General features: G+C 77.0%; 19 protein-coding genes. 11 read left to right on the forward strand and 8 right to left on the reverse strand.

Annotated elements, in window-relative coordinates; translation table 11 throughout:
- Positions 1 to 54: 54 nt before the first annotated feature.
- Positions 55 to 675: an L-threonylcarbamoyladenylate synthase gene (locus tag HKK73_RS09675; RefSeq protein ID WP_076404853.1), complete on the reverse strand. Its 621-nt coding sequence runs from the start codon at positions 673 to 675 to the stop codon at positions 55 to 57.
- 74 nt (positions 676 to 749) lie between these two features.
- Positions 750 to 1730 (reverse strand): threonine/serine dehydratase, encoded by a 981-nt coding sequence (locus HKK73_RS09680; RefSeq protein WP_171467884.1) that lies wholly within the window; start codon positions 1728 to 1730, stop codon positions 750 to 752.
- A 94-nt stretch (positions 1731 to 1824) separates the two neighbouring features.
- Here HKK73_RS09680 and HKK73_RS09685 point away from each other — a divergent pair, with 94 nt between their 5' ends.
- A complete protein-coding gene (locus tag HKK73_RS09685; RefSeq protein ID WP_171467885.1) occupies positions 1825 to 2766 on the forward strand; it encodes a LysR family transcriptional regulator in 942 nt (313 codons plus the stop codon).
- A gap of 19 nt (positions 2767 to 2785) precedes the next feature.
- Here the strand turns inward: HKK73_RS09685 and HKK73_RS09690 are convergent, their stop codons facing one another.
- Complete coding sequence (locus HKK73_RS09690; RefSeq protein ID WP_137280503.1) at positions 2786 to 3640, reverse strand: UbiA family prenyltransferase; 855 nt, start codon at positions 3638 to 3640, stop codon at positions 2786 to 2788.
- A 108-nt stretch (positions 3641 to 3748) separates the two neighbouring features.
- Between HKK73_RS09690 and HKK73_RS09695 the strand changes: the two genes are divergently transcribed.
- From HKK73_RS09695 to HKK73_RS09715, 5 genes are all read left to right on the forward strand, one after another.
- Entirely contained in the window at positions 3749 to 4927 is a 1179-nt protein-coding gene (locus tag HKK73_RS09695; protein ID WP_137280504.1) for a type III polyketide synthase, read from the forward strand.
- Positions 4924 to 5475: an isoprenylcysteine carboxyl methyltransferase family protein gene (locus HKK73_RS09700; RefSeq protein ID WP_137280505.1), complete on the forward strand. Its 552-nt coding sequence runs from the start codon at positions 4924 to 4926 to the stop codon at positions 5473 to 5475. Before HKK73_RS09695 ends, HKK73_RS09700 begins: the two co-directional genes overlap by 4 nt.
- The gene (locus HKK73_RS09705) at positions 5472 to 6602 is read left to right on the forward strand and encodes an NAD(P)/FAD-dependent oxidoreductase (RefSeq protein WP_137280506.1); all 1131 of its coding nucleotides are present in this window, start codon (positions 5472 to 5474) and stop codon (positions 6600 to 6602) included. The genes HKK73_RS09700 and HKK73_RS09705 overlap by 4 nt, the downstream gene beginning before the upstream one ends.
- A gap of 106 nt (positions 6603 to 6708) precedes the next feature.
- Complete coding sequence (locus HKK73_RS09710; RefSeq protein ID WP_137280507.1) at positions 6709 to 7071, forward strand: ACT domain-containing protein; 363 nt, start codon at positions 6709 to 6711, stop codon at positions 7069 to 7071.
- A gap of 55 nt (positions 7072 to 7126) precedes the next feature.
- A complete protein-coding gene (locus tag HKK73_RS09715; RefSeq protein ID WP_137280508.1) occupies positions 7127 to 7633 on the forward strand; it encodes a hypothetical protein in 507 nt (168 codons plus the stop codon).
- Between the two features lie 66 nt (positions 7634 to 7699).
- Here the strand turns inward: HKK73_RS09715 and HKK73_RS09720 are convergent, their stop codons facing one another.
- The 5 genes from HKK73_RS09720 to HKK73_RS09740 are packed head-to-tail and all read right to left on the reverse strand — an operon-like array spanning position 7700 to position 16238.
- On the reverse strand, positions 7700 to 8335 hold the full coding sequence (locus tag HKK73_RS09720; RefSeq protein ID WP_137280509.1) for a GNAT family N-acetyltransferase: 636 nt from the start codon (positions 8333 to 8335) through the stop codon (positions 7700 to 7702).
- Positions 8332 to 10551, reverse strand: coding sequence for a penicillin acylase family protein (locus HKK73_RS09725; protein ID WP_253705604.1), 2220 nt, complete (start codon positions 10549 to 10551; stop codon positions 8332 to 8334). Before HKK73_RS09725 ends, HKK73_RS09720 begins: the two co-directional genes overlap by 4 nt.
- 1 nt (position 10552) lies before the next feature.
- On the reverse strand, positions 10553 to 13102 hold the full coding sequence (locus HKK73_RS09730) for a GNAT family N-acetyltransferase (RefSeq protein WP_171467886.1): 2550 nt from the start codon (positions 13100 to 13102) through the stop codon (positions 10553 to 10555).
- Complete coding sequence (locus HKK73_RS09735) at positions 13099 to 14676, reverse strand: lysine N(6)-hydroxylase/L-ornithine N(5)-oxygenase family protein (protein ID WP_171467887.1); 1578 nt, start codon at positions 14674 to 14676, stop codon at positions 13099 to 13101. The genes HKK73_RS09730 and HKK73_RS09735 overlap by 4 nt, the downstream gene beginning before the upstream one ends.
- Positions 14673 to 16238 (reverse strand): pyridoxal-dependent decarboxylase, encoded by a 1566-nt coding sequence (locus HKK73_RS09740; protein WP_171467888.1) that lies wholly within the window; start codon positions 16236 to 16238, stop codon positions 14673 to 14675. The genes HKK73_RS09735 and HKK73_RS09740 overlap by 4 nt, the downstream gene beginning before the upstream one ends.
- A gap of 183 nt (positions 16239 to 16421) precedes the next feature.
- Here HKK73_RS09740 and HKK73_RS09745 point away from each other — a divergent pair, with 183 nt between their 5' ends.
- The 5 genes from HKK73_RS09745 to HKK73_RS09765 all read left to right on the forward strand — a co-directional run bounded on the left by HKK73_RS09745 (position 16422) and on the right by HKK73_RS09765 (position 23133).
- Positions 16422 to 18098 (forward strand): FAD-dependent oxidoreductase, encoded by a 1677-nt coding sequence (locus HKK73_RS09745; RefSeq protein ID WP_253705605.1) that lies wholly within the window; start codon positions 16422 to 16424, stop codon positions 18096 to 18098.
- 68 nt (positions 18099 to 18166) lie between these two features.
- Entirely contained in the window at positions 18167 to 19720 is a 1554-nt protein-coding gene (locus tag HKK73_RS09750) for an ATP-binding protein (RefSeq protein WP_253705606.1), read from the forward strand.
- Complete coding sequence (locus HKK73_RS09755) at positions 19717 to 21021, forward strand: low temperature requirement protein A (RefSeq protein WP_171467890.1); 1305 nt, start codon at positions 19717 to 19719, stop codon at positions 21019 to 21021. Before HKK73_RS09750 ends, HKK73_RS09755 begins: the two co-directional genes overlap by 4 nt.
- Before the next feature lie 271 nt (positions 21022 to 21292).
- Positions 21293 to 21766, forward strand: a complete 474-nt coding sequence (locus HKK73_RS09760) for an HNH endonuclease (RefSeq protein ID WP_009863577.1) — start codon at positions 21293 to 21295, stop codon at positions 21764 to 21766.
- A gap of 230 nt (positions 21767 to 21996) precedes the next feature.
- The gene (locus HKK73_RS09765) at positions 21997 to 23133 is read left to right on the forward strand and encodes an endonuclease/exonuclease/phosphatase family protein (protein WP_171467891.1); all 1137 of its coding nucleotides are present in this window, start codon (positions 21997 to 21999) and stop codon (positions 23131 to 23133) included.
- The last annotated feature ends 9 nt before the right edge of the window (positions 23134 to 23142 follow it).

Genomic DNA, 23142 nt, shown 5'->3' on the forward strand with positions numbered 1-23142 from the left:
ACTGGTGGCGCGGCCGGACCCCGCGCGCGTCGCCCGTGGACGCCCGGCAGGGTCCTACTCGAAGCGGGACGGGTCGCCCGCGCCGACGCGCACGACCTCGGGGGCGCCGTCGGAGAAGTCGACGACCGTCGTCGGCTCGCTGCCCCGCTCGCCGCCGTCCACGACAGCGTCGACGACGTGGTCGAGCTCCTCCTTGATCGCCCAGCCGTCGGTGAGCGCCTCGGTCGAGCCCGGGAGGATGAGCGAGCTCGACAGGATCGGCTCCCCGAGCGCGGCGACGATGGCCTGGGCCACGGTGTCCTCCGGGATGCGGACGCCCACGGTCTTCTTCTTCGGGTGCGCGAGGCGGCGCGGGACCTCGGACGTCGCGCGCAGGATGAACGTGTACGGGCCCGGGGTGGCGGCCTTGATCGACCGGAACGCCGCGTTGTCGACCATGACGAAGTGGCCGAGCTGGGCGAAGTCGGCGCACACGAGCGTGAAGTGGTGCCGGTCGTCGAGGTGGCGGATGCGGCGGATGCGGTCGGCGCCCTCGCGGTCGTCCATGCGGCAGCCGAGCGCGTAGCCGGAGTCGGTCGGGTAGGCCACGAGGCCGCCGTCCTCGAGGAGGGCGACGACCTGCGCGATCGCGCGCGGCTGCGGGTTGTCGGGGTGCACGTCGAGGTAGCGGGCCATGGGGCGAGCCTAGGCCCGGGGCCGCGGTCCGGCCGCCGGGGCCGCCGTCGTCGCGCGCTCCGGCTCCGAGGCGGCTACCGGGGCAGGTGCGCGGAGACGCGGCGCAGCTCCGCCGGGCTCGCGTTCCCGCCCGAGCAGACGACGCCGACGCGGCGCCCGGCGAACCGGTCGGGGTCGGCGAGGACGGCGGCGAGAGCGGCGGCGCCGGCCCCCTCGGCGACGGTCCGGGCCGCGGTGAGGTAGAGCGCGGCGGCGCGGTCGATCGTGTCGTCGTCGACGAGCACGAAGTCGTCGAGGTGCTCGCGCAGGACGGCCTGGGTGAGCGCGAAGCCGGTGCCGGTGGCGAGGCCCTCGGCGCGCGAGGTGTTGGGCCGGGCGACGAGGTCGCGCGCGCGCCACGAGTCGTGCGCGGCGGGCGAGGCGGCCGACTGGACGGCGACCACCTCGAGCCCGGGGGCGAGCGCCTGGGCGACGAGGCACGCCGCGGCCGCGCCGCTCCCCCCGCCCACGGGGACCACGAGCACGTCGAGGTCCGGCGCGTCGGCGAGGAGCTCGAGGTACGCCGTCGCGACCCCGGCGACGAGAAGAGGCTCGTTCGCCGCGCTGACGAGCCGGGACCTGTCCTCGGCCGCGAGCACCGTGGCGTGCTCGCGGGCGTCGTCGAAGGTGGTGCCGGTGAGGACGAGGCGGGCGCCGAGGTCGCGGACGGCGTCGGCCTTGGTGGGGTTGGGGTGGGTGGGCATGACGATGGTGCAGGGGGTGGCGGTGGTGCGGGCGGCGTGGGCGACGGCCTGGGCGTGGTTGCCGGTGGAGAAGGCGGTGACGCCGTGGGCGCGCTCGTCGGGGGTGAGGCGCAGGAGCAGGTTGAGGGCGCCGCGGACCTTGAAGGCTCCGGTGGGCTGGTGGTTCTCGTGCTTGACGACGACGTGGGCGCCGGTGGCGCGGTCGAGCGCGGGGTAGGTGCGGGCGGGGGTGGGCTGGAGGTGGGTGGCGAGGAGGCGGCGGGCGTCGAGGACGTCGCGCAGGGTGGGCGGGGCGAGGTCTGCGGGGGGCATGGGTCCACGGTCCCGCGGGCCGTCTCATCGGTCCAATGCCTGTTCTGTGGGGACCGATCGACGGGATCTATGCTTCGCGCATGAGGGTGTGGACATGGACCTGACGCGGTTGCGGGTGCTGGCGGCGGTGGCGCGCGAGGGCTCGGTCACGGGGGCGGCGCGTGCGCTGCACTACGCGCAGCCGTCGGTGAGCCATCATCTGGCGCGCCTGGAGGCGGAGGTGGGGGTGCCGCTGACGGAGCGGCACGGCCGGGGTGTGCGGCTGACGGCGGCGGGTCGGCTGCTCGCGGCGCGGGCGGACGAGATCGTGGGGCGCGTGGGCGCGGCGCGCGAGGAGCTGGACGCCCTGGTGTCGTTGTCGGCGGGTCGGGTGCGGCTGGCGGCCTTCCCGTCGGCGTTGGCGACGCTGGTGCCCGACGTCGTGGGTCGCCTCGCGCGCGAGCACCCGGGGCTGGGCGTGGGGCTGGTGGAGGCGGAGCCGCCGGAGGCGCTGGACGGGTTGCGGCGCGGTGCGGTGGACGTGGCGCTGGTGTTCGAGCACGACCGGTCGCCGGTGGACGTGGAGGGGCTGCGCGCGGTGCCGGTGCTCGCGGAGGAGCTGTTCCTCGTGCAGGCGGGGGCCGGCCCGCACCCAGGCCCGCACCCGGGGACGCACCCCGGCACGCGCTCCGCCACGGACGGGGCCGCGGCGTCGTCCGAGGAGGGGGCGGTGGACCTCGCGCCGCTCGCGGACGCGGCGTGGATCGCGGGCTGCGAGCGGTGCCGGGCGGACCTGGTGGGGCGGTGCGAGCGGGCGGGGTTCACGCCGCGCGTCGCGTTCGAGACGGACGACTACGTCGCGGTGCAGGCGCTCGTGGCGTCGGGCGTGGGGGTGTCCCTGCTGCCTGCGCTGGCGCTGCGGGCGCACCGGGACCCGCGGGTGACGGTGCGGGCGCTGCCGGGGGCGGCGCGGCGCGTGCTCGCGGTCACGTACGGGGAGCGTCCGTCCCCGGGTGCGGCGGCCGTGGTCGAGGGTCTGGTGCGCGCGGCCGGCTGACCGTCATGCCGGCTGACCGTCAGCCGGGCACGACGACGGCGGGCGCCGCGAGGACGAGCAGCACGACGCACACGCCCGCGACGGCCATGGAGAGCGCGAACGGGGCGCGGCTGCGCGGGCGCACGACCCCGACGGCGCCGGCGGCGAGGGCGAGCACGACGGCGACGGCGCCCAGGGCCCACGTCACGGGGCCGGGGGGCGTGGGCGGTGCGAGCACGACGAGCGCGGACGCCGCGGCGAGCAGCACGGGCGCGAGCACGGAGCTCGCGCGGCGCCCGAGCCGGTGCGGCAGGCCGCGCACGCCCGTGGCGGCGTCGTCCTCGAGGTCGGGCAGCGTGTTCGCGACGTGCGCGCCGACGCCGAGCAGCGCGGCGGCCGCGACGGCCCACGGGGCGGGGCGGCCCGCTCCGGGGGCGGCCAGCACGACGAACACGGCGAGCAGCCCGAAGGAGACGGCGTACGGGGCCCAGGACCACCACGTGGCCTTGAGCAGCGCGTTGTACGACCACGCGACCCCGACGGCGACGACGTGCACCGCCCCGGGCAGCAGCCCGGTCGCGAGGGACAGCACGACGCACGCGCCGAGCGCCACGAGCGCCGCGGCACGCAGGGTGGCCGCCGTGACGAGGCCCGTGACCACGGGCTTGTCGGCGCGACCGACGGCGACGTCGCGGCGCGCGTCGAGCCAGTCGTTGGACCAGCCGACGGAGAGCTGGCCGGTGAGGACGGCGAGCGCGACGAGCGTCGTCGTGCGGGCGCCGGCGCCGATGCCCGCGGAGAGCGCGAGGGCGAACGCGGTGACCATCACGGTGGGCGGGAGGTGGCTCGCGACCACGAGGCCGCGCACGAGCCCTCGCGAGCGACCGGTCACCATGGCGGCAACCTAGCCCGCCGCCGGGTCGCGCGCCCGGCGCCCGGGCTCGTCGCCGCGGCGCACCCCTCCCCCCGCGCGGGCGGACCGGGCCGGTGGGACGATGCGGGCATGTCGCGCGTCGTCGCCGTCGGGACCTCGCTTCCCGCGCATGCGTACCGCCAGGACGAGATCTCCCGGGTCACGAGCGAGCTGCTCACCGACGACCCGGTGCGCCGTGCGCTCACGCGCCGGCTGCACGCCCACGCGGGCGTCGAGACCCGTCATCTCGCGCTGCCCCTGGAGGACTACGGCGGACTGTCGTTCGGCTCGGCCAACGACGCCTTCCTCGCGCTCGGGACCGACCTCGCGGAGCAGGCGTGCCGCGCGGCGCTCGACGACGCGGGCCTGCGCCCGGACGAGGTCGACCACGTGGTCCTCACCACCGTCACGGGCGTGGGCGCGCCGACGCTCGACGTGCTCGTCGCGGCCCGGCTCGGCCTGCGACCGGACGTGCGCCGCACGCCGTCGTTCGGGTGGGGCTGCGCCGGGGGCGCGGCGGGCCTGGCGCGGGCGGACGACCTGCTGCGGGGACGCCCGCGGGACGTCGCGCTCCTCGTCGCCGTCGAGCTGTGCTCCCTGACGCTCCAGCGCACCGACCCGTCGACGGCGAACATCGTGGCGTCGGGCCTGTTCGGCGACGGCGCGGGGGCGGCCGTCCTCGTCGGGGACGAGCACCGCCTCGCCCGACGCCCGGGCCCGTACGGGCGGGCGGGCGCGGGCGGGCGCGCCCGGGGCGTGCGCGTCGTCGACTCGCGCTCGCACCTGCACGCGGGCACGACGGGCGACCTGGGGTGGCGCGTCGGCGACACGGGGTTCGAGATCGTGCTGTCGGCGCGTCTGCCCGAGCTCATCGGGGCGCACCTGCTGGGCGACGTCAAGGCCCTGCTCGCCGAGCACGACCTCGAGCCGGGCGACGTCGGGGCGTGGGTCGTGCACGCGGGCGGCCCCCGCGTCCTGGACGCGGTGCGCGACACCCTGGGACTCGCCGAGGAGGAGCTCGCGCTCAGCCGGGCGTCCCTGCGCGACGTGGGGAACCTGTCGTCGGCGTCGGTGCTGCACGTGCTCGGCGCGACCCTGGCCCGCACGGACGTGCCGCCCGGCGCGCCGGCCGTCCTCATGGCGTTCGGTCCCGGGGTGAGCACCGAGCTCGTCCTGCTGCGGCTCGACGGCCGCGGCCCGCGCCGGGCGCACGGGCCCGGTCACGCGGGCGAGCACGCGGTCGCGCGAGCCGAGGGGGTCCAGGGATGAGCCTCGCCTGGTACGTGGTGCTCGTCGGCGCCACCGCCGTCGAACGCCTCGCCGAGCTCGTCGTCTCGGCCCGCAACGCCCGCTGGTCGTTCGCCCGGGGCGGCGTCGAGTCGGGCCGCGGCCACTTCCCCGCGATGGTCGCCCTGCACACGGGTCTGCTGCTCGCGTGCGTGGCCGAGGCGTGGCTCGCCGACCGCCCGTTCCTGCCGTGGCTCGGCTGGCCCATGCTCGTCCTCGTGCTCGCGAGCCAGGGCCTGCGCTGGTGGTGCATCGCGACCCTCGGGCCGCGGTGGAACACGCGCGTCATCGTCGTGCCGGGCCTGCCGCTCGTCGCACGCGGCCCCTACCGGTGGCTGCGCCACCCCAACTACGTCGCGGTCGTGGTCGAGGGCGTCGCGCTGCCGCTCGTGCACTCGTGCTGGATCACGGCCGTCGCGTTCACGCTGCTCAACGCCGTGCTGCTCGCCCGCTTCCGCATCCCCGCCGAGGAGCGCGCCCTGGCCCGCGCGACCCAGGCCGGCGCCGCCGCGCACCCGGCCGTGCCGTGACCCCTCCCCGGTCGACCGACCTCCGCACGACCGACCGCGAGGTCGACGTGCTGGTCGTCGGCGGCGGGCCCGTCGGGCTCGCCGCCGCCCTGCACGCCCGCCGCGCCGGGCACGACGTCCTCGTGGTCGACCGCCGCGCGGGCGTCATCGACAAGGCGTGCGGCGAGGGCCTGCTCCCCGGCGCGCTCGCCGCGGTCCTCGCCCTCGGCGTCGACCCGCCGGGCCACCCGCTCGCCGGCATCAGCTACCGCGACGCCACCCGCCACGCCGACCACCCGTTCGCCGCCGGCCCGGGCCGCGGCGTGCGCCGCACCGCGCTGCACGCCGCCCTGCGCGAGCGCGCGCTCGCCGAGGGCGTCACGATCGAGCACGCCACGCTCCGGGCGCTGCGCCAGGACGCCCGCGGGGTCGACGTCGTGCTCGGTGCGGCGCGAGCACCCGCCGGGGAGGCACCCGGGCCGGACGGCGGCGCGGACGAGGTCGTGCGGGCCGCCCGCGTGCTCGGCTGCGACGGGCTGCACTCCACCGTGCGCCGTCTGACCGGCCTCGACGCCCCGCCGCACGGGCGCGCCCGGTTCGGCCTGCGCACCCACTACCGGCTGGCCCCGTGGAGCGACCTCGTCGAGGTGCACTGGGCACCGCACGCCGAGGCGTACGTCACCCCGGTCGCGCCCGACGTCGTCGGCGTCGCCGTCCTCGCCCACCGCGACGGCGCCCGCGGCACACCGCAGGACGCGCACCACGGGCTCGACGCGTTCGGCGAGCTCGCGGACCGCGTGCGCGACGCCCCCGTGCTCGGGCGCGTCCGCGGCGCGGGGCCGCTGCGCCAGCGTGCCCGACGCCGCACCGCCGGGCACGTGCGCCTCGTGGGCGACGCGTCCGGGTACGTCGACGCGCTCACCGGCGAGGGCGTGCGCGTCGGGCTCGCCCAGGCCGAGGCCGCCGTGCGCCACCTCGACGACCCGGCCGGGTACGAGCGCGCCTGGTCCCGCGCCACGCGCGACTATCGCGTCCTCACCTCCGGGCTGCTCGCCTGGGCGGGCAGCCCCGCCCGCCGCGCGATCGTGCCCGCCGCGAGCGCCGCGCCGTGGCTGTACGGGGCGGTCGTGGAGCGCCTGGCCCGCTGACGGGCGGCTCCGTGCCGGTCGCGGTACCCGCCCGCTGCCCTCGTCCGGCGAGCGGCCCGTCGTCTCGCCGCGCCCCGGTGTGGGCGCCCACCGCTACCGTGCGGCCATGACCTCGTTCGACCTGCACGTCGTCCCCGACCGCTTCCTGCTCGGCCACGTCCCGGGCGCCACCTTCCCCGAGGACGACGAGTGGGTCGCGCTCGTGCGCGCCCCCGAAGGGCTCACGGTCGTGCGGCACGCCTCGCCGTTCGACGACGCCGAGCGGTGGGCGGGCTTCTACGGCTCGGCCCACGGGCTGGAGACGTCGGGCGTGCTCGCGTCCGTCGTCGGGCCGCTGGGCGAGGCGGGCGTGCCGGTGTTCGTCGCGTCCACGTTCCACGCGGACCTCGTGCTGGTCCCGGAGGTGCGGCTCGAGCAGGCCACCCGGGTGCTGCGCGACGCCGGTCACGCGGTCGCCGCTCCTCGGTGACCCCCGGGTCGCCGTCCGTCGTCGTACGCGGTCCCCGCACCGGTAGCATGCGCGGATGCGAGCGCGAGGGTGGGTGGCGGCAGCGGCCGTGGTGCTGAGCACGGCGGTCCTGGTCGGGTGCGGGTCCGGCGGTGCCGGCCCGGCGGACGGGACCGAGGAACCGGAGGCGGCGAGCAGCGCTGCGCCGTCGCCCGCCACGGACGCCCCGGCGCAGGACGGCGCCCCGGACGACGCCGCGACCTGCGTCGCCTTCAGCGATGTCATGACGATCGTGGAGAACGCCGACCTCGGCCTCGCTGACGGCCGCATGGCGGAGCAGGAGCGGGATGGCTGGTACGAGCTCGCCACCCGCGTGCTCGGCCGCCTGCCGTCCGGCGGGGACAGCGCCGTGCAGACGGCGGTCGGCGACCTCCAGGCGGCCGCGCCGGCCGTCGCGGTCGGGACGTTCGCAGAGTCGACCGGGGTGGGGTCCCCGGAGTGGTCGCAGGCCCAGGCTGACCTCGGCGACGCGTGCGAGGCGCTCGGGACTCCGCTGACGACCGCCCCCTTCACCGGCGGCTGACCCGACGCCCGGCCGCCGCGCCACCGCGCGCGGGGACCGCGGCACCGCGCTCGGCGGCGCAGCCGGTCACTCCAGCGCCGCTGCCCTCTCCGCCTGGTCGAGCAGGTCGCGCGCGCGGTCGCGCGACAGGAACGCGAGGAGCGCGTCCTTCTCCCCCACGCGCACCCGCTCGGCCACCTGAAAGCCGAGGGCCCGCATCCGGGCGTGCGCCCGCTCGTTCGCCGCGTCCGGCTCGACGACGATCCGGTCCACCCGCGGGTCGGCGAGGCAGAACGCGACGACCAGCGGGCCGACGGCGGCCCACAGGTCCGCCCCGCGCGGGCCGCGCCCGCCGAGCAGGAAGTGCAGCCCGACGTCGCCCGGCGCCACCGCGTACGCCTCCCCGACGGGGTCGTGCTCCGGCTCGTAGGTCTGCAGGAGCGCGACCGGGGCGTCGTCCCACCGCACGAGGAACGCGTGGTGCGTCGGCAGCGAGCCGACGTAGGCGTACAGGTCGCGCAGCTCCGTCCGGGACAGGTCCCCGAGTCCCCAGAACCGTGCCCACGGCCGGGTCACCCAGGCGTGCAGCACGTCGAGGTCCGCGTCCGGGTCGAGGACGCGCAGCGTCAGGCGGCCGCCGCCCGGCGCGTGGTGCGTGAGGAGCAGCTCCCCGGGCGCGCCGGTGGGCAGGCGGCCGGGGGCGGGCAGGTCGGTCGCGGTCATCGGGTCTCCTCGTGGCGCAGCAGGGCCCAGTCGGTCACGACGGGCACGGTCTCGGCGTCGGCCCAGGCGGCGAGCCGGTCGGTGAAGTGGGGCGAGCGCGGGTCTCCGCTCGCGCCGAACGGCACGCCCCAGCGGCTCGCGTCCCGGTCGGCGAGGTCCCACACCCAGCGCGCGACCGACCCGCGCACGCACACGTCGCTGACCCCCGGCACGCTCGCGGTGCAGCGCACGGTGTCCGTGTCGCCCCCGAGCGGCACGTCCGGCACGCGCGGGACCGGCGCGCCCGGCACGTCGAGGAGCACGTGCAGCCCGAGCACGCGGTGGGTGTCGCCCCACACCGGGACCGGGCCCGACGCGTCGTCCCGCGCCCGCACGACGTCGGCGAGCGCGGCCCACGCGAGCGCGGCGCCGTCGATCCCGAGCCACGCGGCGCCGAGGAGCGCGGGCAGCGCGTCGGCGACCCGCGCGGTGACGGACAGCCACGGCGCGAAGACCGGGTCGAGGCCGTGGGGCGCGTGCAGCGGCGCGAGCGCGGGGTGCGCCGCGACCCGGCCGACCAGCGCGCCGCGCCAGGCCGCGAAGAGCGCCGCGTCGGCGCTGTCCGCGTCCATGCGGCGGTCCCACGCGCGCAGCCGCGCCGCCGCGTGGACCGTCGCGGGGTCGGGACGCGTGGTCGTGCCGTCGTCGGCCCCGGCCTCGTCGCCCGAGGCGTAGGCGTCGCGGTCGAGCCACCCGAGCAGGTCGTCCGCGCCGCCGAGCAGCGTGTCCGCGTGGACGCGCGACTGGTCCGCCGCGGTCGCGTCGTCGCCCGCCGCCGCGAGGAGCGCCCGGATCCGGCGGGCGCGGTGCGGCGGGGCGTACGTGCGGCCCAGGTCGAGGTCGGGCCGCGCGGGCCGCTCGTTCGCGTCGACCGCGACGTCGTCGACGACCACGGGCGGGGGCGGCACGACCCACGGGCGGGCGCGCCCGGCGTCGGCCCACCCCGGCAGGGGCAGCGCGCGCTCGGCCGGGTCACGGCGGGGCACGCGCCCCGCCGTCACCGACAGCACGGTCGCGCGGTCCGCCGCCAGCACGCGGTCCACCGGGTCGACCCACGTCGCGAACGCGTCCGTCACGTCGCGCGCCGACCCGGCCCGCAGGAGCCGTCGCCACGCGGCGACCCCGAGGTCGGCGTCCACGCGAGCGGGCAGACGCACCGCGAACGTCCGGCCCGGGTCGTCGGGCCCACCCGTGACGACGACGCCGCGCACCGTCTCGATCGTCTCCACGCGGTGCTCGACCGGGCCGCCGACCGCGCGCACGCGGACCGTGGCGTGGACGACGTCCGCCGGCTCCGGACCGTCCGGCCCTTCCGCGACGACGCCGCCGTCCGCGGTGCGGTGCAGCCGCTCCGCCACGACGTCCACGTGGTGCGCCATCGCGTTCGTCACGCCCCACGCCGCCGCGCCCGCGTGCCCGAAGTGCGGGACCCCCGGGACACCGGGGAAGGCGAGGCCGACGACGTCGTACGCGTCGCACGCCAGGCGCACCTGCTGGTAGACGCCCGGCAGCTCCAGGAGGCGGTGCGGGTCGCCCGCGAGCAGCGGCGCCCCGCCGCGCGTGCGGGCACCCGCGAGCGCCCACGCGTTCGACCCCGAGCCGGGGCCGCCGTCGACGGCGAGCAGGTCGAGCACCGCGGTGAGGGGAACGTCGGGCCGGGAGCGTGCGACGGCGGACCCGAGCGTGCGTGCGACGTGGTCGCGCCACAGCACGTGCGGGAAGCCGGAGAACAGGACGTGCGCGACGAGGAAGACGCCGAGGGGCGCCCACGCGGGCCACGGCTCGTGCGGCGGCAGGTCGCCCCCTCCGGGCCAGGCCGCGTCGGCGAGGGCGTGCATCTCGGGCACGTCGCGCCCGCGCTCGAGACCGTCGTTCACGCCCGCGGTGTACGCGTCGACCCAGGCGCGGTCGTCGTCCGCGAGCGCCGCGTAGGCGCGACGCGCGGTGTCGGCGAGACGGACGCGGTGGGCGAACCGGTCCCACGCGAGGCCCGGCTCGCCCAGGCGCTCGGCGAGCTGTCCCTCGGCGCGCCACCGGTCGACCTCGATCTGCCAGCCGCGGTCGAGCGCGGTGACGTACCCCTGGCCGCGCGCGAGCGCGAGCTCGTCGGCGGCCCGCACGTGCGGGACGCCCCACGCGTCGCGGTGCACCGAGAACCCGCCGGGGTTCGCCGTCACGTCAGCCCTCCCGCGCGGCAGGGTTGGCGAGGGTGCCCGCGTACAGCAGGGACGCGGACTGGTCGGCGAGGTCGACCATCTGGAGCGTGTTGCGCAGCTGGAGGCGGTTGAGGCACGAGTGCGCGAACCGCGGCGCGCGCAGGTCGACGCCGCCGCGCAGGTCCGGGTGGTCGGCGCGGTGGGCGTCGAGACACTCGGCGACGAGTCGCCAGAACCGGTCCTCGGGCAGCACGCCGTCCCCGGCGAGGATCGCGGCGAGGTGGCGCAGGACGCCGTCGAACACGTCGGTGAAGATCGCGAGCGCCTTCTCCTCGTCGTCGACGACGGCGCGCACGCGCTCGACGCCGGGCGGGAGCGGCGCGTCACCGAGGACGGCGATCTCCTCGCCGACGTCCTTCATGACCGCACGGACCACGACGTGGTCGCGGAGCACGAGGATGAGGTTCTCGCCGTGCGGCATGAACGCGAGGTCGTGCGCGAGGAACGCGTGGGCGAGCGGGCGCAGGTAGGCGTCGAGGTAGGCGCGTACCCAGTCGGCGGGGTCGAGCCCGGAGGCGCGCACGAGCGCGGTCGCGTGCGCGGCGCCGTCGGGGTCGCGGTGCAGGAGCGCGGCCATGGTGGCGAGGCGCTCCCCGGGCGCGGTGCGCGGCACGGGGCTCTCGCGCCACAGGGCGGCGAGCATCTTGCGGTGCGGGGACGGCGTGGCGGTGCGGTGGTAGACGTCGCCGGTGTACCCGATCGAGGCGAGCTCGCGCAGCACGGTGAACCCGCGGCCGCCGAGCTCCGGGTCGGCGGCGACGAGGTGCGCGACCCAGTCGTTGATCGCGGGGGTGTCGCGCATGTACGCGGGCGACAGCCCGCGCAGGAACCCCATGTTCTGGATCGCGAGCGCCACCTTGACGTAGTGGCGGCCGGGCCGCGTGAGGTTGAACAGGGTGCGGATCGACTGCTGCGGCTGGTACTCGTCGGCGCCCGGCCCGAGCGGGACGAGGTCGCCGCGCGCGACGTCGGCCGCGAACGTGATGGGCACGCGGTGCTCCCACTGCCACGGGTGCACGGGCAGGTAGAGGTAGTCGGCCGGGTCGAGGCCGCGCGCGGCGAGCCGCTCGGCGAACGCGGCGCGCTCGTCGGGCGTGAGCTCGGCCCCGTAGTGCGTCTCCTCGTCGAGCCCGGCGCCGAGCGCGAGGTGGGTGTGCTCGCGCCGCGCGGCGAGCCACAGCAGCCGCACGCGGCCCCCGTTCTCGGGCGCGTACGCGCGGTACTCCGCGAGGCCGAACCCGATGCGCCCGTTGTTCGCGACGAACCCCGGGTGCCCCTCCGTCATGGCCGCCTCGACCTCCGGGAACGACGCGCCGAGGAGGTCGGTGGCGCTCGGCCCGCCGGTGCGCTCGTACCGCTCGAGCTTCGCCGTCGCGCTCGCGAGCGTGGACGACACCTCCTCGAGGTAGGTGGCGAGCAGGTCGTCCGGGATGCGCAGGTCGGGCTGGAGCTCGACGACGAGGTCGAGCGCGTCGACCGGCAGCTCACGCCGCGCGTCCGTGCCGTCCGCACCCGCGGGGTCGCCCGCGTCGCCCGGCCGGCCCGCCGTGCCGTGCCCGGCCGTCGCGGTGCGCCGGATCGACGCCTCGTCGAGCACCCAGTGCTCGAGCGCGTACCGCCGCGCGACGAACCGGTACTCCACCGAGCCGTCCGCGACGGGCAGCACGTACCGCCCCGGCCCGTCCGCCTCGACCGGCCAGGCCTCGGCGCGCGGCGCGAGCAGCCGTTCGTGGGTGAGCTCGGCGATCGTCTTTGCGACGAGGTGGCGGTGCGCGCGCTCGGCGAGGTCGGGGCGCAGGTGCGGGGCGTGGTCGACGCCGTCGCCCAGCGGGCTCGCGTCGAGGTCGGCGCGCGTCGCGACGGCGAGGTGCGCCGTCTTGCCGGGGAGCTCCACCTCGCGCAGCACGCGGAACCCGGCCGCGGCGTTCTTCGCCGCGATCGCGGCGTTGCGCACGTCCGGCTCGACGACGACGCGGCGGGCGCCCCGGCCCGCGGGGTCGAGGCAGAACCGCACGACGGCGCCCATCACCGCCGAGGTGAACCCGCCGCGCGCGGGCCCGGCCGGGGGCGCGACGAGCAGGTGCATCCCGACGTCACCCGGCTCCAGGAGCGCGACGGCCGCGGGGACGTCGGCGAGCGTGACGCGCGCCGGGTCGTACGTCTCGACGAGGAACGCGGGCACGCCGTCGACCCGACCGAGCCACGCGTCCTGGTGCGGGTCGGCGCGGAACCCGGCGAGGTAGTCCCGCACGCCGTCGACGTCGAGGTGGCCCAGCTGCCAGAACGCCGAGCGGGGGTGCGCGAACCAGCCCTGCACGAGCGCGGCGTCGCGCACCGGGTCGGCGGGCTCGAACGAGACGTCCGCGCGGCCGTCGCCGAGCCGGACCCGCACCGCGAAGGCGGCGCTCGGGCCCGAGCTCGACGCCGCGTCGTCCGACGCCGCGTCGACCGACGCCGTCGGGCCCGGCGACGGCACGGCCGACGCCGCCGTCGCCGTGGTGGTGGCGCTCATCGAGCCTCACCTCCCGTGCGCTCGCCCGCCGCGACGCGCGCCGCGGCGTCCGACGTGGCGGGGGTCGTCGCGGGAGTGGTGGCCGGGGACGGGGAACCCGAAGGAGCCTCGTCGTCGGGCAGGCCGAACGTCTGGAACGCGATGCGCTCCTCCACCGGGTACACCTCGCGGCCCGTGACGGTGCGCAGCACGACGGCGTTGCGCCACGCGGCGAACCCGAGGTCCGGGGCGGTGATGCCGTGCGTGTGCTCCTCGCCGTTGAGCACGTGGACGCGGCGCGCGTCGTCGACCGTGTAGTCGCGCGCGACGTCGAACCGCCCGAGCTCGTCGAACCGGAGCAGGTGGCGCACCGGGTCGAGGAACGCCGGGACGGAGGCGGCGTAGCCGGTCGCGACGACGAGCGCGCGCGTGCGACGCTCGACCTCCCGCCCGAGCTGCGCGTGCCGCAGCCGCAGCACGTACTCCCCGGCCGGGCCTGCCGCGTCGGGCTGCCCGGCGGCGCCCGTGTCGTCGCGCCCGCGGACGGCCGGCTCGTACCGCGCGGCGACGACCTCGGTGTCGGTGAGCAGCGTCGTCGGCACCGGGCGGTCCAGGCTCAGGCGGTACAGCGCGTCGTAGATCTCGTCCACGAGGTCGCCGCTGATCCCCTTGTACAGGCCCCGCTGCTCGCGGCCGAGGAGCTGGCGCAGCTCGAGCGGCAGCGCGTGGAAGTGGTCGGTGTACTCCGGCGACGTCATCTCGAGCGTGAGCTTCGTGTACTCCATGGGGAAGAAGCGCGGCGAGCGCGTCACCCAGTCGAGCCGGTAGCCGGGGCGCCGCGCGTCGCCGTGCACGCCGTCGAGCAGGTCGCGGTAGACCTCGGCGGCCGACTGGCCGCTGCCCACGACCGTGACCGAGCCCGCGGCCGCGAGCGCGTCGCGGTGCGGCAGGTACTGCGCGCTGTGCACGAGCGGCCCGGCACCCGGGTGCTCGCCGCGCGCGATTTCGTCCGCGAGCGCCCGCAGCGCGGGCGGCAGCACCGGTGACGTGCCGACGCCGAGCACGAGGTGGCGACCCCGGTGCTCCTCGGTACCGGTCACGCTCCCGTCGGGGGCGAGCGTCTCGGCGCGCACGACGAACGCGTCGGCGGCCGGGTCGTGCTCGACGGCGACGACGCGCCGCGACCAGCGCAGCGAGCCCAGGCGGGCCGCGACCCAGCGGCAGTACGCGTCGTACTCGGCGCGCAGCGGGTAGAACGACTCCCGGATGTAGAACGGGTAGAGCCGGCCCGTGGCCTTGAGGAACGCGAGGAACGAGTACGGCGAGGTCGGGTCCGCCATGGTGACGAGGTCGGCGAGGAACGGGACCTGGATCGTCGCGCCCTCGATCATCATGCCGGGGTGCCAGCGGAACTCGGGCGCGGCGTCGAGGAACACGGCGTCGACGTCGTCGAGGGGCGCGGACAGCGCGGCGAGGCCGAGGTTGAACGGCCCGATCCCCACGCCGACGACGTCGCGCACGCGCGCCGGGTCGTGGGGCGCCGGGTCGTGGGGCGCTCGGGCGGGGCCGCTCGTCGTGCGAGCAGTCGTGGTCATCGGGTCACCGCCCCGGCGGTCGCGAGGGACGCCACGAGGTCCGCGGCGTGCGTCGCGACGTCGTCGTCGTGCAGCAGCTCGTCGCGCTCGACGAGCGCCTGGGCGGTCGTGCGCACGAGGTCGAGCACGTGGCGCACGTCCGCGAGCGTCACGGTCGGGTTGAGCAGCGTGAGCTTGAGGCACGGGACGCCGTCGAGCACGGTCTTGGCGACCACCGCGCGACCGGACTCGAACAGCACGCGCCGCACGAGCGGCACGAGGCGGTCCGCGTGCGCCGCGGACAGCTCCGGCGGCTCGTAGCGGAACAGGACCGTGGACAGGTCCGTGCGGCCGAGCACGCGCAGCTCGGGGTCGTCCGCGAGGTCGGCGTGCACCTGCGCGCCGAGCTCGCACACGGCGTCGACCATCGCGCCGACCCCGCCGGGGCCGAGCGCGCGCAGCGTGGTCCAGAGCTTGAGCGCGTCGAAGCGGCGCGTCGTCTGGAGCGACACGTCGACCTGGTTCGGTTCGGCGTTCTCGCGCGGGTTGAGGTAGTCCGCGTGGTGCGCGACGCGCTCCAGGTCGGCGCGCTCGCGCACGAGCAGCGCGCTCGCGGACACGGGCTGGAAGAACGCCTTGTGGTAGTCGACGGTCACCGACCGCGAACGCTCGATGCCGTCGAGCAGGTGCCGGCGCGTCGGGGACACGAGGAGGCCGCACCCGTAGGCGGCGTCGACGTGCAGCCACACGTCGGCCGCGTCGCACACGTCTGCGACCGCGGCGAGCGGGTCGACACAGCCGCGGTCGGTCGTGCCGGCGGTCGCGACGACCGCCATGACCACATCGCCCGCGGCGCGCACCGCGGCGACGGCGGCCGCGAGCGCCGCGGGCACGACACGCCCGTCGGCGTCGGCCTCGACCCGCACGACCGCGTCGTCGGCGAGGCCGAGCAGCAGGGCCGAGCGCGCGACGCTGAAGTGGCTGGATCCCGCGGCCAGGACGCGCAGGCGCGGCAGGACGGCCGAGCGTCCGAGCCCGTCGCGGGCCGCGCGCTCGACGGCGCGCTCGCGGGCGAGGAAGAGCGCGTGGAGGTTGGACTGGGTGCCGCCCGACGTGAGGACGCCGTCGCCGGCGGCGTAGCCGACGCGGCCCGCGGTCCAGGCGACGAGGCGGCGCTCCATGAGGGTCGCGACGGTCGACTGGTCGTAGGTGTCGACGGACGTGTTGATCGCGGCGAGCAGGGCCTCGGCCCCGACGGCGGGCAGCGCGACCGGACAGTTGAGGTGCGCGGCGTAGGCGGGGTGGTGGAACCACACGGCGTGGGTCGCGTAGAGGTCGGCGGCCTCGCGCAGCGCCGCGTCGGTCCCGACGCCGGGGCCGTCGAGGTCGGCGGCGTCGACGAGCGCGGCCAGGTGCGTGCGGCTCGCGCCGGACCAGGGCTGGTCGACGGCGGCCACGCGCGCGGCGACGTCGTCCACCACGGCGTGCAGGGTGCTCACGTAGGCGCCCGCGGTCGCGCCGGTGAGCAGCGCGGGGGCGGTCGGGGTACCGTGCGCGGGCGCGCCGGATCGTGCTGAGAGCATGCGAGGCTCCAGGACGGGGAGAGGACCGCCACGGATCGCGACGGGGCAACCTGAGGTTTGCCTTGCCTAACCTAGCGCAGCGCGGTCTCGCGTCAAGAGTGACCTGCGCCACGTCCGCCGTGGACGCGCGGCCACGGCGGGGAGAGGATGGCAGTCGCCCGTCCTGGTGCCCGAGGAGGCCGTGTGGAACCCACCGTCGCGACGACCCGCCCCGCCCTCGTCACCGTGGACGACGACCCCGGGGTCTCGCGCGCGGTCGCGCGCGACCTGCGCCGCCGCTACGGCGACCGGTACCGGATCGTGCGTGCCGAGTCCGGTGCGGAGACGCTCGCGGCGCTGCGCGAGCTCGCGCTGCGCGGCGAGGACGTGGCCGTCGTCCTCGCCGACCACCGCATGCCCGGCATGACGGGCGTCGAGCTGCTCGAGCAGGCGATGGACCTCTTCCCCGCGGCGCGGCGCGTCCTGCTCACCGCCTACGCGGACACCGAGGCCGCGATCGAGGCGATCAACGTCGTCGACCTCGACTACTACCTGCTCAAGCCGTGGGACCCGCCCGAGGAGAAGCTCTACCCCGTCGTGGACGCCCAGCTCGAGGCGTGGTCCGCGACCGACCGCCGCCGGCCCGCCGAGACCGTCGTCGTCGGGCACCGGTGGTCGGCGCGCTCGTCGCAGGTGCGCGAGTTCCTCGCGCGCAACCGCGTCCCCTACCGGTGGTACCCGTCCGAGTCCGCCGAGGGGGCGCGCCTGCTCACGGCCGCGCAGGCCGACGGCGAGACCCTCCCCCTCGTCGTCACGCCCGAGGGCGAGCCCCTCGTCGCGCCCGACGACGCGACGCTCGCCGAGCGCGTCGGGCTCGCCACGCGCCCCGCGGCCGACTTCTACGACCTCGTCGTCGTGGGCGGCGGGCCCGCGGGGCTCAGCGCGGCGCTGTACGGGGCGTCGGAGGGGCTGCGCACGGTGCTCGTCGAGCGCACCGCGACCGGCGGCCAGGCCGGCCAGAGCTCGCGCATCGACAACTATCTCGGCTTCCCCGACGGGATCTCGGGCGCCCAGCTCGCCGAGCGCGCGCGCCGCCAGGCCGTGCGGTTCGGTGCCGAGATCGTCACGACGCGCGACGCCGTCGAGCTCGACGTCGACGGCCCGGCGCGCTCGGTGCGGTTCCCCGACGGCACGTCGATCGACGCGCACACCGTCATCCTCGCGTCCGGCGTCTCCTACCGGCTGCTCGACGGCCCGGGCCTCGCCGACCTCGTGGGCCGCGGCGTCTTCTACGGCTCGGCGCTCACCGAGGCGTCCGCGTGCCAGGACCAGGAGGTGTACGTCGTCGGGGGCGCGAACTCCGCCGGGCAGGCGGCGCTCTACCTCGCGCGCGAGGCCAAGCAGGTGACGCTCGTCGTGCGCGGCGACTCGCTCGCCCGGTCCATGTCGTCCTACCTCGTCGAGCAGGTCGAGGCCCACCCGCGCGTGCGGGTCCTCACCCGCACGGAGGTCGTCGCGGCGTCGGGCGACGACCACCTGGAGCACCTCGAGCTGCGCGACCTCGACGCCGGCGCGACGTCGCGCGTCGAGTGCGGGTGGGCGTTCGTGTTCATCGGCGCCGCGCCCCGCACCGACTGGCTCGACGGCGTCGTCGCGCGCGACCCCCGCGGGTTCGTGCTCGCGGGACCCGACCTCCTGCACGACGGCGCCCCGCCCGCCGGGTGGACGCTCGACCGTCCGCCCTACCACCTGGAGACGTCCGTGCCCGGCGTGTTCGCCGCCGGGGACGTGCGCGCGGAGTCGGCCAAGCGCGTCGCGTCCGCCGTCGGGGAGGGGGCCATGGCCGTCATGCTCGTCCACCGCTACCTCGAACAGCTCTGACCCCGTCCCGCCACGCTCCCGCTACCCAGCCCCGACGACACAGCCCCGACCGACCCGGAGGCGACACCGTGACCAGCACCGAGGACCCCACCACGACCCCGCCCCCCGCGGGCGCCAGCACCGCGCCCGGCACCGCCGCGGCCGCCGCCGCGCGCGGCTGGCTGCCGTGCGACGTCGACGAGCTGCGCGCCACGTTCCTGTTCGAGCACCTCACCGACGACCAGCTCGCCTGGCTGTGCGCGACCGGCCATGTCGAGCGGCACGACGCGGGCTGGCTGCTGCACGAGGGCGCGCCCGCCGAGGCGTTCTACGTCCTGCTCGACGGCGGCGTCGCGCTCTACCGCCGCGTCGGCGAGGACGAGGTCGAGGTCTCGCGCACCCGTCAGGTCGGGGTCTACCTCGGCGCCTGGAACGCCTACCTCGGCGACCGGCTGCCCCAGACCTACCTGCACTCGGCGCGCGCGCTCGAGCCCTCGCGCTTCTTCGTGCTCGCGGCCCACGACTTCGCCAAGCTCATGACCGAGTGGTTCCCCATGGCGGTGCACCTGCTCGAGGGAGTGTTCTGGGGCACGCGCGACGCGCAGCAGCTCGTCGGGCAGCGCGAGCGGCTGCTCGCGCTCGGGTCCCTGTCCGCGGGCCTCACCCACGAGCTCAACAACCCGGCCGCCGCCGCCGTGCGCGCCACCGGGACCCTGCGCGAGCGCGTCGCGGCCATGCGGCACAAGCTCGCGCTCATCGCCGACGGCCCCTACGACCGCGCCACGCTCGCCGAGCTGATCCGGCTCCAGGAGGAGGCGCTCGAGCGGTACGCGGACACGCGCACCGCGGACGCGGTGGGCGCCCTGGAGACCTCCGACCTCGAGGACCGCCTCACCGACTGGCTCGACGACCACGGCCTGCCCGAGGGGTGGCGGGTCTCCCCCGCGCTCGTCCAGGCCGGCATCGACGAGCCGTGGCTCGAGCGCGTCGCCGGACGGGTCGACGCCGGCGCGCTCACCGGCGCGGTGAGCTGGCTCGCGTACACCATCGAGACCGAGCAGCTCATGGCCGAGATCGAGGACGCCACCGTGCGCATCTCCTCCCTCGTCGGGGCCGCCCGCCAGTACTCCCAGCTCGACCGGGCGCCCTTCCGGCCCGTGGACCTGCGCGAGCTGCTCGACTCCACCCTGACGATGCTCGACCACACCCTCGACGGCATCGACATCGTGCGTCGCTACGGCCCCGACCTGCCCCCCGTGCCCGTGTACGCCGCCGAGCTCAACCAGGTGTGGACCAACCTCGTCGAGAACGCCGCGCAGGCGATGGCCGGCACCGGCACCCTCACCGTGACCACCCGGCGCGTCGACGACCACGCCGAGGTCGAGGTCGCCGACACCGGCCCCGGGATCCCCGACGCCGTGCGCCCGCGCATCTTCGAGCCGTTCTTCACGACGAAGCCCGTCGGGCAGGGCACCGGGCTCGGTCTCGACATCTCGTGGCGCATCGTCGTCAACAAGCACCACGGCGACCTCGCCGTGACGTCCGTGCCGGGCGACACGCGGTTCGTCGTGCGGCTCCCGCTCGAACCCGCGCCCGTCCCCACCTCGCCCACCTCGCCCGACGCGCCCGACGGCCGCCCGTGACGGCCGCCCCCGCGGCGGGGACCTCGCCCGTCGGCGAGGAGCGCCACGCCTCCTGGCTCGAGCTGTTCTTCGACCTCGTCGTCGTCGCGGGCATCGGCATGCTCGCCCACCTCCTCCAGGAGGACCACGACGGCGGCGGGCTCGCGCTGTACGTCGTGGCGTACACGGCCTTCTGGCTCGTGTGGGCGTGCTTCACGACGTACGGCAACGTCGCGGGAGAGGGCGCGCGGTCCCTGCCGATCCTCGCCGGGATGGCCGCGCTCGCCGTGATGATCGCCGCCGTCCCCGGCATCCACGACGAGCACGCCCGGGCGTTCGCCGTCGCCTACGTCGTGGGCCGCCTCGTGGCCGCACGCCCGTGGCGGCGCACGACCGTCGTCGTGGACCTGCCCGTCGTGCAGGCGCTCGCCGGCGTCGTGCCGTGGGTCGTGTCGTGGTGGGCCGACGGCCAGACCCGGTACGTGCTGTGGGGCGTCGGCCTCGCGATCGACCTGCTGCTGCTCCTCACGCTCTCGGGCGAGCGGCTCGTGCGGCGCGCGCAGGAACGCCTCGACGAGGTCCGCGAGCGCCGGGGCCGGGGTCGTGCGCTCGGCGGCCGTCGTGCACGACCGGGCGCGCCGGACCGCGGGCGGCGGCGCGACCTGGAGGTCCCGACGACGGTCGACGCCGCCGCGAGCGACGTGCCCCACCTCGGCGAGCGGCTCGGGCTGTTCGTCATCATCGTGCTCGGCGAGGGCCTCATCCAGGCGATCGACGCCGCGAGCGAGGCCGAGTGGGACCGCACCCTGCTCGTGGCGGGCGCGGGGGCGTTCACCCTGCTGGTCGGGCTGTGGGCGCTCACGGTGCGCTCCGGGTACGCGGGCGTGGCGCTCCTGCGCCCGGCCGGCGTGCCGCCCCGGGTCGCGTGGTTCCTGCACCTCGTGACGACGGGGGCCCTCGCCACGCTCGCGGGCGCGCTCGGCGGCGTGCTGGACCGCCCGGCGCGCGCGCTCGAGCCGGCCGAGCTCGCGCTGCTCGTCGGGGCGTTCGCCGTCCACGGCCTGGCGTCCGCGGGCGTGCACGCGGTGCTGCGCGACGTCCGCACCGCGCTGGTCCTCGCCGTGCCCGTCGTGGCCGCGGGGACGGTCGCCGCGCTCGCGGGCGGGTCGGCCTCGGCCGCCGGGCTCGTGTGGGTCCTGTCGGGCGCGCTGCTCGTCCAGCTCTCGGGTGCGGTGCGCGCACGCCGCGTGGCGCCGACGGCGCCGTCGGGCCCGACGGCGGCCGGGACGGCGGCGGAGGCGGACGCGCGGGACGACGCCTGACGCCCCCGGCGCAAAACCGTGGACGTCGCGCGCTCGCGGGCATAGCCTCGTGGCGTCCGGTCGACACCCGCCCGGACGCTCGACCATGACGACCGGTGAAGGGCAGGTGGACCCGCGTGACGCACGAGTGGTCCGTCGACCCGTCCCGAAGGGCGCTCCTCAGGTAGACGACGTGCGTCGTCCACCTGCAGAGCCGTCCTGGGGCACCGTCCTGGGGCGGCTCTCGTCGTCCCGGGGCACGGCACGCGAACGCACGACAGGAGGAGCGACGATGAGCGAGGTGGTCATCTACAACCTCGGCGGCAGCCAGGTGCTCGGCCGCGTGTCGTTGCGCCACGCGATCCGCATGCTGCACCGGCAGGTCGCCGAGGTGCTGGAGGCCGTCGAGGGCGAGACGTTCGGGCCCTATCAGCGGCCCCGGTCGGTCGCGCTCGTGCGGTACGTGCACGCGCGCTGGGTGTACGAGCGCCAGGGCCGCGTGCCGTACTCGCGCGCCGCGCTCCTGCGCCGCGACCGCTACCGGTGCGCGTACTGCGGCGGCACCGCGACGACGATGGACCACGTCGTCCCGCGGTGCCAGGGCGGCACGACGACGTGGCTCAACGCCGTCGCCGCGTGCGAGCCGTGCAACGCGGCCAAGGGCGGGCGCACGCCCGAGCAGGCGGGTCTGTCGCTCCTGTCCAGACCGTTCGAGCCCGCGTTCCGTGACATCTACCCGTCGGCGCCCGCCCCGCGCAGACGCTGACGGGTTCCGGCCAGGCGTTCCCGGCCGGTCACGGGCGGCCCGGCCGGTGGCGGTGACACCGGCCGGGCCGGCCGCGTGGTGCGGTCCTGCGACCGCGACCGCGACCGTGACCGTGACCGCGACCGCGCCCGCGGCGGCGTCCGGGACACCGGCCGCGCCCCTCCCTCCAGGTGGAGCCGGTCCGCGCCGCGCACCCATCTCGGGTCCCGGGCCGCGCGAGGGAGCCCACGATGGCGACGGTCCGGATCGGGACGTTCAACGTCGAGAACCTGTTCGAGCGGCCGCGCGCGATGGCGGGCCCGCTGACCGCGGGGAACGCGGCCCTGGCGGCGCACGCCCGGGTCAACGCCCTGATCGCCGAGGAGCGGTACGGCCCCGACGTCCGCGCCGAGATCCTGGAGCACCTGGAGACGCTCGGCCTGCTGCGCGCCGACGCCGCCGCGCTCGCGGTGCTGCGCCAGGTGCGGGGGCGGTTCGTGCGCCGCACCGGGTCGCAGGCCGCCGGGACGGCCCGCACGGAGGTGGTCGCGACCGGGCGGGGCGACTGGGTCGGCTGGGTCGACCTCGTCAAGGACCGGGTCGACGAGCTCGCGATGGCCCACACGGCGCGCGTCGTGGCCGACGTCGGTGCCGACGTCCTCGCGGTCGTCGAGGCGGAGAGCCGCGTCGCGCTCAAGCGGTTCACCGACGCGGGCGTCACCCGCTCCGGGCGCGCGCTCTACCCGCACGTCATGGTCATCGACGGCAACGACGACCGCGGGATCGACGTCGGGCTGCTCACGCGGCGACCGTACGAGATCGGGACGGTGCGCTCCCACGTCGACGACCGGGACTCGCGCGGACGCCTCGTCTTCGGTCGTGACTGCCCCGAGTACGTCGTCGCGCTGCCGGGCGGCGGCACGCTCACCGTGCTCGTCAACCACTTCAAGTCCAAGGGGTACGGGACGCAGGCCGAGTCGGACGCGACCCGGCGCCGCCAGGCGACCCGCACCGCGGCGATCTACGCCGGCCTGCGCGCCCGCGGCGAGGAGCACGTCGTGGTCGTCGGCGACCTCAACGACACACCGGGGTCGGTGCCGCTGCGCCCGCTCCTCGAGGGGACCGACCTGCGGGACGTGAGCGTGCACCCGGACTTCCGGGGCGACGGGCGTCCCGGGACGTACGGCAACGGGACCGCGAGCCAGAAGATCGACTACGTCCTGCTCTCCCCCGCGCTGTTCGAGCGCACCGTCGGCGGGTCGGTCTTCCGCCGCGGTGTGTGGGGCGGGAAGGACGGGACCCTGTTCCCGCACTACGACACGATGACCTCGCCCGTGCACGCGGCGTCCGACCACGCCGCCCTGTGGGCCGACGTCGACCTCGCGTGACGGGCCCGG

This window comes from Cellulosimicrobium sp. 72-3 (genome assembly GCF_013127315.1).
Taxonomy (GTDB): Bacteria; Actinomycetota; Actinomycetes; order Actinomycetales; family Cellulomonadaceae; genus Cellulosimicrobium; species Cellulosimicrobium funkei.

Coding starts and splice junctions, on each gene's coding strand:
- HKK73_RS09765 (WP_171467891.1), top strand. CDS start 21,997: ATGGCGACGGTCCGGATCGGGACGTTCAACGTCGAGAACCTGTTCGAG.
- HKK73_RS09710 (WP_137280507.1), top strand. CDS start 6,709: ATGACCTCGTTCGACCTGCACGTCGTCCCCGACCGCTTCCTGCTCGGC.
- HKK73_RS09690 (WP_137280503.1), bottom strand. CDS start 3,640: ATGGTGACCGGTCGCTCGCGAGGGCTCGTGCGCGGCCTCGTGGTCGCG.
- HKK73_RS09720 (WP_137280509.1), bottom strand. CDS start 8,335: ATGACCGCGACCGACCTGCCCGCCCCCGGCCGCCTGCCCACCGGCGCG.
- HKK73_RS09695 (WP_137280504.1), top strand. CDS start 3,749: ATGTCGCGCGTCGTCGCCGTCGGGACCTCGCTTCCCGCGCATGCGTAC.
- HKK73_RS09715 (WP_137280508.1), top strand. CDS start 7,127: ATGCGAGCGCGAGGGTGGGTGGCGGCAGCGGCCGTGGTGCTGAGCACG.
- HKK73_RS09730 (WP_171467886.1), bottom strand. CDS start 13,102: ATGAGCGCCACCACCACGGCGACGGCGGCGTCGGCCGTGCCGTCGCCG.
- HKK73_RS09685 (WP_171467885.1), top strand. CDS start 1,825: ATGGACCTGACGCGGTTGCGGGTGCTGGCGGCGGTGGCGCGCGAGGGC.
- HKK73_RS09740 (WP_171467888.1), bottom strand. CDS start 16,238: ATGCTCTCAGCACGATCCGGCGCGCCCGCGCACGGTACCCCGACCGCC.
- HKK73_RS09680 (WP_171467884.1), bottom strand. CDS start 1,730: ATGCCCCCCGCAGACCTCGCCCCGCCCACCCTGCGCGACGTCCTCGAC.
- HKK73_RS09675 (WP_076404853.1), bottom strand. CDS start 675: ATGGCCCGCTACCTCGACGTGCACCCCGACAACCCGCAGCCGCGCGCG.
- HKK73_RS09760 (WP_009863577.1), top strand. CDS start 21,293: ATGAGCGAGGTGGTCATCTACAACCTCGGCGGCAGCCAGGTGCTCGGC.
- HKK73_RS09700 (WP_137280505.1), top strand. CDS start 4,924: ATGAGCCTCGCCTGGTACGTGGTGCTCGTCGGCGCCACCGCCGTCGAA.
- HKK73_RS09735 (WP_171467887.1), bottom strand. CDS start 14,676: ATGACCACGACTGCTCGCACGACGAGCGGCCCCGCCCGAGCGCCCCAC.